12 protein-coding genes are annotated in these 14157 nt (G+C 58.5%); 7 read left to right on the top strand and 5 right to left on the bottom strand.

Annotation, left to right across the window (positions count from 1 at the left end; all coding sequences use genetic code 11):
• Positions 1-92 precede the first annotated feature (92 nt).
• Both MTX36_RS02495 and MTX36_RS02490 read right to left on the bottom strand, forming a co-directional pair.
• Positions 93-650: a DUF6764 family protein gene (locus tag MTX36_RS02495; RefSeq protein WP_243618160.1), complete on the bottom strand. Its 558-nt coding sequence runs from the start codon at positions 648-650 to the stop codon at positions 93-95.
• An 80-nt stretch (positions 651-730) separates the two neighbouring features.
• Entirely contained in the window at positions 731-1516 is a 786-nt protein-coding gene (locus tag MTX36_RS02490; protein ID WP_243618159.1) for an HAD-IIA family hydrolase, read from the bottom strand.
• Positions 1517-1596: 80 nt separating this feature from the next.
• Here MTX36_RS02490 and MTX36_RS02485 point away from each other — a divergent pair, with 80 nt between their 5' ends.
• Together MTX36_RS02485 and MTX36_RS02480 are read left to right on the top strand one after the other, a co-directional pair.
• Positions 1597-2745, top strand: coding sequence for a CdaR family transcriptional regulator (locus MTX36_RS02485; protein WP_243618158.1), 1149 nt, complete (start codon positions 1597-1599; stop codon positions 2743-2745).
• Between the two features lie 1426 nt (positions 2746-4171).
• Positions 4172-5632: a wax ester/triacylglycerol synthase domain-containing protein gene (locus tag MTX36_RS02480; RefSeq protein WP_243618157.1), complete on the top strand. Its 1461-nt coding sequence runs from the start codon at positions 4172-4174 to the stop codon at positions 5630-5632.
• Between the two features lie 462 nt (positions 5633-6094).
• Here the strand turns inward: MTX36_RS02480 and MTX36_RS02475 are convergent, their stop codons facing one another.
• Entirely contained in the window at positions 6095-6802 is a 708-nt protein-coding gene (locus tag MTX36_RS02475) for a hypothetical protein (RefSeq protein ID WP_243618156.1), read from the bottom strand.
• Between the two features lie 1138 nt (positions 6803-7940).
• Between MTX36_RS02475 and MTX36_RS02470 the strand changes: the two genes are divergently transcribed.
• Entirely contained in the window at positions 7941-9194 is a 1254-nt protein-coding gene (locus MTX36_RS02470; protein ID WP_243618155.1) for an FAD-binding oxidoreductase, read from the top strand.
• On the opposite strand, the gene MTX36_RS02465 is transcribed toward MTX36_RS02470, so the two are convergent.
• Positions 9166-10590, bottom strand: a complete 1425-nt coding sequence (locus MTX36_RS02465) for an amino acid permease (RefSeq protein ID WP_279394082.1) — start codon at positions 10588-10590, stop codon at positions 9166-9168. The genes MTX36_RS02470 and MTX36_RS02465 overlap by 29 nt on opposite strands.
• 305 nt (positions 10591-10895) lie before the next feature.
• Between MTX36_RS02465 and MTX36_RS02460 the strand changes: the two genes are divergently transcribed.
• Complete coding sequence (locus tag MTX36_RS02460; RefSeq protein ID WP_243618245.1) at positions 10896-11363, top strand: SRPBCC family protein; 468 nt, start codon at positions 10896-10898, stop codon at positions 11361-11363.
• 50 nt (positions 11364-11413) lie between these two features.
• Here MTX36_RS02460 and MTX36_RS02455 read toward each other — a convergent pair whose 3' ends face one another.
• A complete protein-coding gene (locus MTX36_RS02455; RefSeq protein ID WP_308198179.1) occupies positions 11414-12082 on the bottom strand; it encodes an NAD(P)-binding domain-containing protein in 669 nt (222 codons plus the stop codon).
• A gap of 57 nt (positions 12083-12139) precedes the next feature.
• Here MTX36_RS02455 and MTX36_RS02450 point away from each other — a divergent pair, with 57 nt between their 5' ends.
• The 3 genes from MTX36_RS02450 to MTX36_RS02440 all read left to right on the top strand — a co-directional run bounded on the left by MTX36_RS02450 (position 12140) and on the right by MTX36_RS02440 (position 14081).
• Entirely contained in the window at positions 12140-12541 is a 402-nt protein-coding gene (locus MTX36_RS02450) for a helix-turn-helix domain-containing protein (RefSeq protein WP_243618153.1), read from the top strand.
• 94 nt (positions 12542-12635) lie between these two features.
• Positions 12636-13025 (top strand): helix-turn-helix domain-containing protein, encoded by a 390-nt coding sequence (locus tag MTX36_RS02445; protein ID WP_243618152.1) that lies wholly within the window; start codon positions 12636-12638, stop codon positions 13023-13025.
• Between the two features lie 123 nt (positions 13026-13148).
• Positions 13149-14081, top strand: a complete 933-nt coding sequence (locus tag MTX36_RS02440) for an arabinofuranosidase (RefSeq protein WP_243618151.1) — start codon at positions 13149-13151, stop codon at positions 14079-14081.
• The last annotated feature ends 76 nt before the right edge of the window (positions 14082-14157 follow it).

Genomic DNA, 14157 nt, shown 5'->3' with positions numbered 1-14157 from the left:
CCCGATCTCACTGCCTCGACCTGGCACTCACACCTCGTGAGTGCCAACTGCATTTTTAGCACTCGAACGTGCCGAGTGCAAGGTAAAGGAACTCAGCCTGCGATGCAGAACTGTCCGTTGGTGAAGTTCACTGCAAAAGAAAGGGTGCCCATGCAGTTGACTCCGTTGGCATCGGATGTCGCGCCGGCGCCCCAGCCAGCGATGGCGAGCGTGACGTTTCCGTCGGCTGCACCGGCGCGGGCGATGCCGCCACCGAGTGCGTAGGCGTGCGCCTGACCGTTGCCGCGTGAAGCACCGAGTGCCGTACCGAAGCCGTTGGCGTAGCTGTTGGAGTAGCCGTTGTCAGTCGAGACGCTGACGGCCGTTCCACTTTCCATGGCACCGGCCTGCGAGCGTCCCGCGCCGACGGACTGCGCGCCGCAGCTCGCGGTCTCGGAAACCTGAATGTCATTTGTTGCCGGCGGCGAAGCACAGGTGACGGGAGCGGCGGATGCTGCTCCCGCTCCGGTCAGTGCCAGCCCGGCAGCCAAGCCCATTCCTACAGTCAATACAGCCCCTGTTCGCGCCAGGCGGCCCCCCAACCGATTACTGGCACTTCCGTTACCTCGCGAAAACGAGCGGCGGGACCAGACTGACGAGATCAAGGGCATAGAAAACTCCTTCTTAGAACACGTTCATGGATTCGGGCGCGACAGTACCCGCTCTGACGAACCCCGTCACGCTTGGAAGGTCACGACTTGAGCAAGGTTTCCAACAGCGCTGGAAGATCCGCTACGGAGTCGATGACGTAGTCCGGCTGTTGCGTCGCCAATTCGAGCACTGCCTGCCGAAACTTGCCGGTACGCACCAGAACTCCGATCAACCCGACGCGCTGAGACGAGAGGACATCACCGATCAGATCGTCGCCCACCATGACCGTTGCCTCGGGGTCCACGTCCATCAATTCGGTTGCCGCGAGAAACCCCGTCAGCGACGGCTTGCCGACGGCGGCGATATTGACGCCGGCGACTTCCTCCAAGCCTGGCAAGTAGGTTCCGGTGTCGACGCGCAGGCCCGTGGCGGTCTCCCACATCATCCCGCGGTGCATCGCGACGACGGGCACACCGTCGAGCAGATACTCGAGGACACGACTCAGTGCCTCGTGGGTGAATTCGGGGCCGGCGCCACCGAGGATGACAACATCCGGATTCTTGTCGACGAGTTCGATCCCCTCGAGATCACTCGATACGTCGCCGTTGCTGAGCAGCCACGCCTTTGCCCCCGGATACGTGGTGCGCACGTACTCCGCGGTGAGCCTGGCGGCAGTGACGATCTGATCAGGCTCCACGGCAATTCCGGCGTCGCACAGGCCTCGCGCGATCAACTCCGAGCTGCGCGACGTGGTGTTGGTGAGAAATCCGCAGGCCAGCCCCCGCTCGCGGACATCGCGAACTGCAGCGCCTGCTCCCTCGATCGGTTGCCAGGATGTGAGCAGGACCCCGTCGATGTCGAATAGAACGCCTTCGATGTCGGCCATCGCACCAGCCTATAGTCGCAATCAACCTATCGCCGGGCATCGGAACACACTGGCGGTAACGGCTCAGTAGGCTCACCGTCATGGAACTGCGCGACGACGACCTCTTCTCTGTTGCGGGTTCACTGGCGGAATTGCTCGGGGCTCCGGTCACGATCGAGGACGAGAACTCGACAGTTCTTGCTTACTCGGGCGGCGAGCAGGCTGTGGACGAAGCCCGGATCGGAACGATCCTCGGCCGGCAAGTTCCGAGCAGGATTCGTGAATTGCTCTCCAATGCCGGAGTTTTCGACAGGCTCCATCGCGAGACGGACACCATCTACGTCGACCTCGCCGACCCGGTGATCACTCCCCGGCTCGTTATCGCTGTGCGGGACAACAACATTGCCGTCGGCTCCATCTGGGTGGCACTTGGCGGCCCACCGACGCCGACGCAGGAATCGACATTGCGGGCAGCAGTGCCTGTGGTTGCCGAGCACATTGCATCCGAACGCGACCGAATCAACAGCACCCGGCGTCGCCAAACCGAACGAGTAAAGGCGCTGATCGGAGGCGGTGAGCAAGCATTTCGAGCAGCTGAGGATTTACGCCTGATGGGGCCCCTGACTGTCGTTGCCGTCGGCACTGTCTCAGGTTCGATGCCGAGCGGTGTGGTTGCGTCCCTGGGACTGTATCTCGACACCCTGGCCGTCGACGCCGTAATCGCGCAGTTGATCGACTCGACCTACCTCGTTGTTGCTGCAGACGAAGCAAACACGCGCCGACTACTCGAGGACTTTCTGGGCCGGGCCCGCGAGCGTGCAATTCTGGCAGTCGCAGTGGGCCGTACGGTGAAATCGGCGAGTGAATCGCACCTGTCACGCTCCGATGCCGATCACGTTCTGGGGGCGCTGCGCCACGGCAAGTCCGGTGGCGTTGTTGCCGGAATGAAAGACACCCTGGCATCGGTGCTTGCGCTACATGTGGCTGACATCTTCGACGGACTGGGCGAATCAACCCCACTGGGCGCTTTGGACAGGCACGACCGTCAACACGGGAGCGAGCTCGTTGCCACCGCTCGAACCTTCCTCGACATGGGCGGGGATGTCGCAAACTCTTCGGCCGCACTGCATGTTCACCCCAACACCCTGCGCAACCGTCTGCGCCGGTGCAAAGACATGTGCGGAGTCGATCTGACGGACGCCGACACTCGGCTGATCCTGATGCTCCAACTGAAACTGCGAAACGCCTGAACAATCCCGGAAGGCCCGGGACGATATCGGCACACCGTCGATATCGCGCGGCTTTGGCAGATTTTCCACCATTGTTCCACCAAAAGTACTAGTAACACTCCACCTAAAGTACTAACACCTGGACATTAGTCCAGCTGAAATAGGCAATTCACCAATACCCATTTACTGAACTAGTTAGCCTTCCGCAAGATTTTCATAAAGTGGTCACAAAATGCGACTTTGGACGCTTGACCTGCGGAAATAGAACCAGTTTCAGTTTCTTTCACAATTCTCTAGTCAAAGCAGACCTGCTTGAGCTAACCTCATCTCGTCACGCCACATAAGACCTTGAGAGGCAATGGAAAATCTCAGCGGCACGATCGCTGCGATTCTATGTTCCGACCAGAACTGCTCCATGTGGAATACATCGGCCGATATTGGACATATGTCCAAATAGGTTTTCCAAGATCTACCGAAAGGGTGGAAATCTGTATGAGCGTAATGTTCCTTCAGGCAACAGCTGCACTGTTCACAGGCTTACTGGACAATGTATTTTGGGGATCGCTTGAGCCTGGTGTTGCTGGCATCACAGGCTCGCTAGCCGGATCAATCGAAACCAATTCATCGCAACCCTGAGCTCTTTCAGAACATCGTCCAACGACAGGAGTAAATGATGGATTTAGGATCAATGGTCCCTTACCTCAAGGAACCCTTCGTACAGCAGTTAGTTGCAGCCCTCATCTCTTTCGGTTCCGTACAGTCGATTGACTTCGACTGGGCGCCGAACCCTGAATAATATTTTCAACAACCTCATGGAACGAGAAATATAGTGGATACCGCCAGCCTTATCGACGCTGTTACGAGCATCGATTCACAGTCACTGCTTCCCCCGCTTGTTTTTGTGCAGAAAATAGTTGACGGCATCTTCGGAGCTGTCTCTGCGTTCATCAACCTGGGAGCTAGCGGCTCCGCAGGTATTGGTGGAAGCATCCAGACCGCCCTCGGCTCGACCGTCGCCCCATAATCAGGAGAGGAGACATAATGTTCGATCTGTCTATGACCTACCTGTCAGACCTGGTGGGATTCGGCTCTATTGACCTGGTGGGTACGATTGCGAAGTACCTCGACACCCTGTCCTCATACACTAAGCCCACACCCTAAGGAACGGTGATTTACGATGATTCAACGATATCTCACAGGTTTGATCACTTGGGCCACTGGGACCATAGGGTTGACCGGCGCTGGAAGTAAGATCCTGCAGAAGCCCAACTAAAGTCCGGGGTGCACCAGCTTTCTCCATTTGCTCTTCCGCAAATCGGAACCCTGATCTGTCTCCGAACTCTGATGATCCCCGAGGCTCCAATTAGCCTCGGGGATCATCTGGTTTCCAAGCACGATCGTTCCGACGCTCAGAACTTGACCCAGCACCGCCCTGTGAGGAGTTGACATGAGACTGCCCAACCTGCTGGATATGGGTATCGCACAGGTGAATCCGCGTGACGCCGAATTCATCTACTACGAGGCTGACGGGCACCCGAACCATCTGGTCGGCGTGTATTTCTTCGAGACCTCTCAACACCCAGCCGCAGAATTCACACAAGCGCAAGCCGTCGAGTGGGTCACCGCCCGACTCGGACACAATCGCATGTTCACACACCGAGTCCAGCGCACGCCGCTGGGGCTTGGCCATCCGTACTGGGTCCCGGACTCAGACCTGGATGTTCGCGACCACGTGCGAGTCACCAAGATTGCCGAACCAGGCTGGGCTCCTTTTCAGAAACCGCTCAGCGAACTACTGACGTCGCACATGGATCTCAGCCGTCCGCCCTGGGAGATGCACTTCTTCACCGGAATCGAAGGGCTCGACGCACTACCTGGCCGGCTCACAGCAGTGGTTCTCAAGTCTCATCACAGCGGGGCCGACGGAATTGCCATCCGAATGCTGGGTGAAGCCATTTTTTCGAATACTCTGCGACCGAGAGGGTTCGAGAGGGAAGTGCCTCTCATGAAGGGGCGCCTATTCGCTCGTTCGGTACTGGAATTTCCTGGACGCCTCTTCCAGTTCGCCAAGAGTATTCCCCGCAATCGAGCTGCGGTCCGAGCTGTAGACGAGGCCAAGGCTGCCGGAAAATGGGCCGAGGGACTCCACGAGAGTTCCGGAATTCGATTCAACGGCAAGGTGAGCGGGTCTGCGTTAGTGGAGCCGATCACGCTCTCGGGCGCTGAGGTTCGGTACGTAAAGAATGCAGTTCCTGGGGCGACTGTCAACGATGTTCTTCTGGCAGTAGTAGGTTGTGCACTGGCGCGATATCTGACGGAGAAGGGCGAGGAGCATCAAGCTTCTCTGTTCTCGATGGTTCCGCGTTCCATGCGCAAGCAAGAGGAGTGGGAGTCCGCAAACCAATTGGTGAGTTTGTCAGTTGACATGCATACCAAGGTCAAAGACCCACTGGAACGGCTGGCGCTCATTGCGGAGTCGGCGCGCTCGGAGAAGACCCGCACATCTCACATAGAAGTGCGGCGAATGAGCACTGCGGTGGAGACCTTACCCCCGCTGATAATGCGATTGTTGGCGTACTCACGTCGACTCTACGATTACAACCTGGATCGGCCACGGTATCAGCACACCATGGTGAGCAACATTCCACTATCTGTCGAGGGCCTGACCCTGAACGGGGCACCCGGCGTTGCTGTGCTCGCCAATCAAGCACCAGTCCACGGTGATGGACTGCGCCATTTCCTGGTTGCTGCGAGAGGCGGTGGACTGACACTGAATGTGATTGTGGACGTCACAATGATGCCGGATCTAAGCCACTATCTGGAGTTGCTTCGCGCGAGTTTCGAGGAACTCAAGGAAGCAGCCAACAGTCGTGCGTTGCAAAGTGACACCGTGGAGATCGCATCCTGAGACCTTCTCTGTCTAGATCTACTGGCCCGGCTCATCATTTTGATGGGCCGGGACCTTTATTGTCTTGGGCATTTCCGCACATAGCTCGCCTCCGGATGGCGGGACGCACCTCCTGACACAAGCCTGTGCACTTACGCACGCAAGCTGCGTGGTCCGTCAGCCAAGACCGCGCGAACAGATCACCAGGTGCGATATGTAATTCGCGGCCGTTCGAACTACGACCTTGGCGTAGCGCGTAGCGGTCGCCCTGACCTTCATCCAAACGATCAGCTTCCAGATGCGGCCGCTCCGAACAGAATCAATAGACACCTTCAAAGTTGTTATTCCATCTGCATTGGCAAATCCGACCCGCGCAAAACAGCGCTGCCTGTGTGGATCTAGTACAGGCAGCGCTGTTAGTTCAAACATCACCTGGCCGTCGCTATAAAAGCACTTTCCAAGGTGACCCGATATCCGGCCTGATTACGGGTGCAGCTGGCCTGCGCCCGCATTGAGTGCCGAAGTCGGCGAGTCGGCAGGGATGCACGAGGTGGGCACAGAGACTGTCCCACCGAGGGGCCCGGTGGCCTTCGACTGGAAACGGAAGCCGTTGTTCGCAAAATTCCCGTAGGTGCCTGCGGCGCCCTGGGTGTCGAGCTTGACATCCAGATTAGGGCTCTTGGTAGTGAACGACACCGCCGGTACCTGGTATGACGTCGACGTGCCAATCGACCCTGAACCTGTCAGGACCAACTGCGATCCGGTATCGGAGAGAGTGAATGAGCCCGCACTAGTGGAGCCGCTTCCACTCACGATTGCGGCCGAGCCTGCCTTGAAGGTCGCCGGATCGTAGCGATACACGACTCGTACCTGTTCGATACCGGAGAATGTGTAGCCGAAGTAGGTCGTGGCGGGAGGTGTCGTCGCGACACCGGGCTGAATCTTCCAGGTGTTATCCCCGGGAGCAGCTGCCAAAGTAAGGTGGTCAGCCTTCAACGATGCTGTAACTACCTGAGCCTGCTCTGTGTACGGAAACGTTGTAAGCTTGCCGAGGCATGACTGCTGGTAGGTCGTCGTAGTCGCACCGACGGAGTTGGCCGACGCCGGCGCACCTGCTGCGAAGATCAGGCCTGCCGAAGCACCCGCTACTGCGAGAGCAGCCACCGTACGTTTTGCCGTTGAAACATGCATATCTTCTACTCCTTATTCCCTTTCGGGATGGTTGATAGCGTTGATAGCACCTTCTGCCAAACTTGGTGTTGATATAGCACGCCACCTCGTCAGCAGCCCCACATCACTAGAAGATTCCGGCGATGGGAAGTCTTTGAAATTCAGCTCCCATTAAGGACCACGAGTAAACAAAAACTGTGGTGATAGATGAGCCGATCAGCGAGAAGAGCTGAGCGATAATTCCGTTCAGCGCTTCTGTTCGTACGATTCACGATGAGATACTGATTCATGTCGACATTCAACCGAATCCGAGCGCATAGGGAAGAGATTATCTCACTCCTCTTAATATCTGGACCCACGCGACTGATCTAATTGGCAATGTCGGTAAACATTCATTCCTCCAATCAACTGGCGCTGCGTTCAACCCCCGCGGGTTCGATCGAGATTCCGAATTTCGAGCAACAAACTGGAAGTCTGATCTAAAGTCCGGGAGCCGTTCATCACTGCCGCTTATGTGATGGTTGTCACCATAGCCCGTATCGGAGGAACTTGTAACAGTTTTTTGAAGAAAGTTTTTTCAGGCAGTTTGACGGGCCCATTTGCCTTCACTCAAAGGATTCTGCTAACTAATCCTAAAGTCGTAGGCCGACCGCCCATTTTCGGAAATTATGGGTACTAAAGTAGTAGAAACGAGCAACTTTCCGAGCGCGCTTAATACTTTAGTGCTAACCCTAAAGTACCTATCGCATGATCAGCCACATATGGAAAATTCCTTCATTTCCTTAGTTGAACGAACGAAATCGCGTCAAATTTCAGCCTCCCGCGAGCGAAAATCAGCAATTTCGAGCCCCAACATGAGACCGGTTCTATATCGGACGCAATGGCACACGCCAGGCCTGGATGCGAGCATCAACCCACGCCGCCGAACACACACACATGTCTGCACGCAACTAACCTCCACATGGCGGGATGCGCGTCGTCGCCCATGCTTGTGCGCATCCACGAATATGTCGAACTCGGACAGCCTGTGCGAATGCACAACAGCGACGTGCGGACAGTGGCCGAACGGCCACTCCTTTTGCCATCTCCCCAGCCCATGATTGAAAGCGAGCCGGTGTGACCGGCGTCTCGGATTTCAGCAGAGCTAAAGGAGTAGGTCATGGGAACTCGTCAGAGCCCCGATCGTGTGGTCGTGGTCGGCGCAGGCATGGTCGGATTGTCGACGGCCTGGTTCCTCCAGGAACGTGGAGTCGACGTCACCGTCGTCGATCGAGACGGCGTCGCAGCCGACGCCAGCTGGGGAAATGCCGGCTGGCTGGCGCCCGCACTCACGCTTCCACTCCCCGAGCCTGCTGTGCTGCAGTACGGCCTGCGCGCGATGCTCAGCCCGTCGTCACCCGTGTATGTCCCGCTGACGACGGATCTGAAACTGATCCGCTTCCTCGTCGGATTCGCTCGCCACTGCACGCCCTCGAAGTGGCAGGAAGCGATGTCCGTCTACACCGAGGTGAACCGAACTGCGCTGGGCGCATTCGACGAACTTGCCGACGGCGGGGTCAAGGAACACACTCGCCTGGCTGATCCATTCCTCGCGGCATTCGCGTCGGAAAAGGACCGCCAAACTTTGGTGGACGAGTTCCACCACGTCGAAGCATCAGGCGGCGAGGTCGATTTCGATCTCCTCGACTACGACACGATTCACTCACTCGAACCCTCCCTCGGGCAAGGTGTGAAAGCTGGAATCCGGCTGCGGGGTCAGCGTTTCATCGATCCCCCGCAGTTCGTGAATTCGTTGGCCGACGCTGTCCGTGAACGTGGCGCCGAGATCGTCACCGGCTTCGACGTCGCATCAATCGATGATCGCGCCGACAGCGTGACTGTTCGCTCCGCCAACGGCGATTCACGCACAGCAGATGCCGTCGTCATTTCCAGTGGCGCTCGCTTGAACAAGCTGGCAGCACCGTTCGGCGTTCGCAAACTGGTGCAGGCCGGCCGCGGCTACAGCTTCAGCGTCAAACCCGATCACCTGCCCAAGAACCCGGTGTACTTCCCCACCCAGCGCGTCGCCTGCACGCCGTTGCACGACCGCTTCCGCGTTGCCGGAATGATGGAATTCCGCAGCCCCGACGCACCGTTGGATCCGCGTCGTGTGCAGGCAATCATCGATGCTGCCAAGCCCATGCTCAGCGGTATCGATTGGACTGCCCGCGAAGAGGAATGGGTCGGTTCACGCCCCTGCACCACTGACGGATTGCCACTGATCGGCGCTACCAAATCACCGCGCGTCCACGTCGCCGGTGGTCACGGAATGTGGGGAATCGCGCTCGGCCCGCTCACCGGAAAGATGATGGCGGAATCAATGACTGAAGGCACGATGCCGACGGTTATGCGCCACTTCGATCCGTTGCGCTGAGCGCCGGCTTGACCCACAAGTAGTAGGCGACGGTAAGCAGAACCAGCCACACGGCCCCGGCCGCAAGCGCAACGCGGGTCTCGGACATGACGCCCAACAGAATGACGACGAAGGTCAGGAACACGATCGCAAAGATCTGACCGTACGGCCACAGCGGCACTGGAAACTTCAGTGCCGCTGTTTCGTCGGCGCCCAACTGGCTGCGCGAGCGGTACTGCGACAGCAGGATCATGACCCACACGAAGATCGTCGCGAAGGTCGCGAGCGATGCGATGACGAGGAACACCTGGTCCGGGATCAGGTAGTTGAGCACGACGCCGACAAGTAGAGCGATAGACATGATGACAACGGTCATCCACGGAACACCGTTGCGCGAGACCTTCTTCATCACATGCGGCGCCTGACCGGCGTGCGCCATTCCGAACATCATGCGGCCGGCACCGAACACGTCGCTGTTGATAGCCGAGAGCGCGGCGGTGATGACCACGATGTTGAGAATCGAAGCCGCTGTACCCAATCCGAGGTTCTCGAAGATCTGAACAAACGGGCTGTTGTCACTGGTGATGCTCTGCCACGGAATGATGATCATGATGACGGCCAGCGTGCAGATGTAGAAGAGAATGATGCGCACCGGAACGGTATTAACCGCTTTCCGGATCGTGCGCGCCGGATCTTCGGCCTCACCGGCCGTGATTCCGATGATCTCGGTACCACCGAATGCAAACATCACGATGGCGAAGCACGCGAGGAAGCCGCCGAATCCGGTGGCAAAGAATCCGCCGTCGGACCACAGGTTGCTGAGGCCCGTATCGGTCTCGTGGACACCGAAGCCGAACACGATGATGGCAATACCACCCGCGATCATCGCAATAATCGCGGTGATCTTGACCAGGGTGAACCAGAACTCGAGCTCACCGAAGACCTTGACGCTCAACAAGTTCAATGCACCGATGAAGAAGACGACAGCCAGAACCCAGATCCAGCGCGGCACGTCCGGGAACCAGAACTGCATGTACAGACCGAATGCGGTGACGTCGGCAAGACACACGATCACCATCTCGAAGGTGTACGTCCAACCCGTCATGAATCCGGCAAGCGGACCCAGATGCTGGTTGGCGTATTCACTGAACGAACCGGAGACGGGGTTGCGCACGGCCATCTCACCGAGGGCGCGCAGCACCAGGTACACCGCGATGCCACCGATCAGGTAGGCCAGCAACACGGACGGCCCGGCGCGCTTGATCGCCTCGGCACTGCCGTAGAAGAGTCCCGTTCCGATTGCCGATCCCAGAGCGATGAAACGAATATGCCGCGCCGTCAGCCCCCTCTTGAGACCGTCCTGGTTGGCGGTCTTGGCTTCGGTGTTCACTCGGTACTCCAGTCGGCTGTCAGGCATACGTGCGCCGTCTATTGTCCGCTACCAGTCGGCAGACTCCCGACCACCCCTTCACCTGTCGCCACAAATCCGTCCCTGGCAAGCCGTGCGTGAGCGCACATTAGTTCGCCATGTCGACGGGATCCCGCACCTCACATCGATCTGTGGACGGAAATACCCGGACTTCCAGCCGACTTCTGTCGAGGCGGCTACGAGATCAACCCGGGACGTAAGGTGACGCGAGGCACATCAACTCTTGACGGATCGCGTACCGTCGGCAAAAGTGTTTGTAACTCTTCGTATCACCAAATTGACTGGAGAAAATGTTGTCCAACACCCTCGAAGCCAGCATCGACATCAACGCATCCCCGCAGGATGTGTGGGCAATCGTCGCCGACCTCCAGCGCATGGGTGAATGGAGCCCCCAGTGCAAGAAGATGAAGGTCATCGGCGGAACCGTCCGTGAAGGCGCCAAAACCTTCAACATCAACCGCAGCGGATTCCTGATCTGGCCCACCTCCGCCAAGGTTGTGCGTTTCGAGCCCAACAAGTCCATCGCATTTCGCATTGCCGAGAACGGCACCATCTGGTCCTACGAACTCGAACCCACCGCAACGGGCACCAAGGTGACCGAGCGTCGTGAAGCTCCCCACGGAACGTCCAAGGTCTCGCAGTTCCTGGTCAAAACCGTCTTCGGCGGCAACGACAAATTTGAGGTCGACCTCGTCGAGGGCATGAACGCCACCCTCAAGCGTGTAAAGAACGAAGCAGAAGCCGCCAGCGTTCTCGCTTAACCAACGCAGCGAGCTCCGACGAAGAGCGTCGGAGCTCGCCTTTGTCGGCCTTATGCCATCGACGGCACCGCTGACGCCGGGTTGTTGCCCGACGCGACAACAGCCATGACAAAACCGGCCACGTCTTCCAGCTGACGTGCATGGTCGAGTCCACCGATCACTGCCGTCGACGCGCCCAAATCGCGAATCAACCCGGCAGTGATGTCCAACGACTCGTTGTCGTCGCCGCAGATCGCCACCGTCTTAAGCTCGCTGCCATCCGCCACGAGCCAACTCTGCCCCGCGAACAGATGAAGAGCCTTGACTACGCGTGCGCCAGTTGCGATTTCGGCAATGTGCTGGGCAGCCGAGGTAGCCGACTTCAACATTCCGGTACTGAAATCAACCGCATTGGTGCAGTCGATAACCGTCTTGCCCGCAAACGCACCCGTCGGCGCATTCGCCAGAGCAAGAGCGTCGTCCAGGCCCTCCCACAGCACAGCGATCACGACAACATCCGATTCTGCAGCAAGTCTGTCAGCAGCCACCGCCCGCACGGAACCGCCAATCTCCTTGGCTACCAACCCGGCTCGGGGCGTCGACCGCCCGGCAATGACCAGTTCGTGCCCCGCGCGTGCCCACGCCTGACCGAGCGCCGTCGCCATGTTGCCTGTGCCCAAGATTCCGATACGCATGGTGGTTGTCTCCTTCGATCGCCTGAGTAAATGACGTGCAGCAATTACGGTAGAAACGTGGCGCCTACCAAAAGGTAGGAAGAATCAGAGGACGGTGGAACCGTGAACTCGCACTGCGAACCCTTTGTTGCCGACTGCCAGCTTCGACTCGCAACCGATCTAGTCGCTCATGCCTGGGATCCCGTAGTGCTGTCAGCTCTACGGGCAGGTCCGAGACGGCGTCGAGAACTGCTGGCCGGTATCGGCGGCATCAGCGACAAGGTATTCAGCCAAGCTCTCACGCGACTGCTCGCAAGCGGCCTGATCGATCGAGCGGATGACAACGCACGCGGTGTCATCTACCAACTCACAGACCTCGGAGCCTCCCTCGCGAACGGCCCACTGGCCGCACTCGCCCAATGGGCAGCGGAAAACGGAAACGCAGTCCGAACGGCGCAGGAGCACTACTCATCGCGAGCAGCTGCGTCGGGCGCACGGCTCGTGGCGTCGACCGCCCGAAAATGACCAGCGGAGTGCCGTCGTCATGTTCCATTGACCAACTACGGTAAAAACCTGATGCATACCAAAAGGTATGAAAAAATCAGGGGACAATGACACCGTGGACACATACTCCGAACGCCTTGCTGCCGACACCCGGCTTCGACTCGCGACGGACCTCGTCGCACATTCCTGGGATCCGGGTGTGCTCTCGGCACTACGGCTGGGTCCGAAACGACGCCAAGAACTACTCGCAGTCATCGGGGGCATTAACGACAAGGCACTCAGCCAAGCCGTCACGCGACTAGTGAGAAGTGGTCTGATCAGTCGAGTTCACGACAGTGTTCGCGCTGTCACCTACCAACTCACAGACCTTGGAGCCTCCTTCGTCAACGGCCCCCTGGCCACCCTCGCCCAATGGGGAGCGGAGAACGAAAACGCTGTCCTGGAAGCACAGGAACAGCACGCGTCACGGTCGACTGCAACAGCTGCAGCGCGTTCGGTTCAATAACGATCCGCTGAACGGTCGGTAACGATCCTCAGTGCTGCGGCCAAAGTTACTTATGGTGCGCCTGCGGCCGTAGATACTTCACCGGTGAGGCTGACAAAACGAACATGCTTTTCAGCAATATCAATGGTGATGCTCGCTGTCGCAGGCATGCTGGTCGCGGCCCCGGGAACCAGCGGCGCCGCACCACCGGCCTGGCAATACACAATGGTGGCATTCAGCAACACCAGCAGCCTCGACATGGATGTCTACGAGTCGGAGGACGCCACCAACTTCCAACCGGCCCGACTCGCCGCGTATCGGCCACCGTCAGGGCTTGTGCGTGACCCGAGTATCTTCCGGAACACCGACGGGATGTACTACGTCACCTATACAACGGGCGGCGGGTCGAATATCGGCTTTGCCCGCAGCAGCGATCGCGTCAACTGGACGCCCTTGGGAAACTATCCTGTCCCGTTCTGCTGCGCCTTCCTGCCCGGCACCGGCGACGGCACAGGTTCTGCGAGCCCGCCAGGCTCCTCGGGGTCGGCCGGGTTCAGCGACGGACCGTCTCTGTCACCCTTCACCACCAAAGCCTGGGCGCCTGAATGGTTTGTGGACGGCGGCCGCGTCAACGTCATCCTGTCGATGTCGACCGGTGGAGGATTTGTGCCGTATTTGATGACGGCACTGGAACCATCGCTGCGATTGTGGAGCCTGCCAGTTCCCCTCGCCGGAATCGGCGCAGACCACATCGACACCACCGTGGTCAAGGTCGGATCGACCTACCATGCGTTCACCAAGAACGAGACGAAAAAGATCATCGAACATGCTGTCGCACCATCGGTGACGGGACCCTATTCATTCGTCCCGTCCGGAGATTGGGGCCCGATGCTGGAAGGCCCCGCCCTGGTTCAGCTGCCGAACGACACCTGGCGGATATATCTCGACGCCTACACCGAAGGAAAGTATCTCTATTCCGACAGCACCGACGGGCTGAACACATGGTCTCTGTTGAAAGAGCTTCCCGACCTTTCCGGGACGGTTCGCCATATCGGTGTGATGAGAGAACCTGCATAACGACGACTGTGTCGGGTACTACTCGGTGCTAATACCGCTGCAACCCGTGAGCGAGACCACGCTCACGTAATCTAGG

The organism is Rhodococcus sp. ARC_M6 (assembly GCF_022810305.1).
Lineage (GTDB): Bacteria > Actinomycetota > Actinomycetes > Mycobacteriales > Mycobacteriaceae > Rhodococcus_F.
Note: the sequence above shows the minus strand (reverse complement) of the source record. Positions and strands in the feature narration are given on the sequence as shown.

Bases quoted from the DNA above. Each gene is read 5' to 3' on its own strand.
- MTX36_RS02495 (WP_243618160.1), bottom strand. From the start codon at position 650: ATGCCCTTGATCTCGTCAGTCTGGTCCCGCCGCTCGTTTTCGCGAGGT.
- MTX36_RS02470 (WP_243618155.1), top strand. From the start codon at position 7,941: ATGGGAACTCGTCAGAGCCCCGATCGTGTGGTCGTGGTCGGCGCAGGC.
- MTX36_RS02440 (WP_243618151.1), top strand. From the start codon at position 13,149: ATGGTGATGCTCGCTGTCGCAGGCATGCTGGTCGCGGCCCCGGGAACC.
- MTX36_RS02465 (WP_279394082.1), bottom strand. From the start codon at position 10,590: ATGCCTGACAGCCGACTGGAGTACCGAGTGAACACCGAAGCCAAGACC.
- MTX36_RS02485 (WP_243618158.1), top strand. From the start codon at position 1,597: ATGGAACTGCGCGACGACGACCTCTTCTCTGTTGCGGGTTCACTGGCG.
- MTX36_RS02490 (WP_243618159.1), bottom strand. From the start codon at position 1,516: ATGGCCGACATCGAAGGCGTTCTATTCGACATCGACGGGGTCCTGCTC.
- MTX36_RS02480 (WP_243618157.1), top strand. From the start codon at position 4,172: ATGAGACTGCCCAACCTGCTGGATATGGGTATCGCACAGGTGAATCCG.
- MTX36_RS02475 (WP_243618156.1), bottom strand. From the start codon at position 6,802: ATGCATGTTTCAACGGCAAAACGTACGGTGGCTGCTCTCGCAGTAGCG.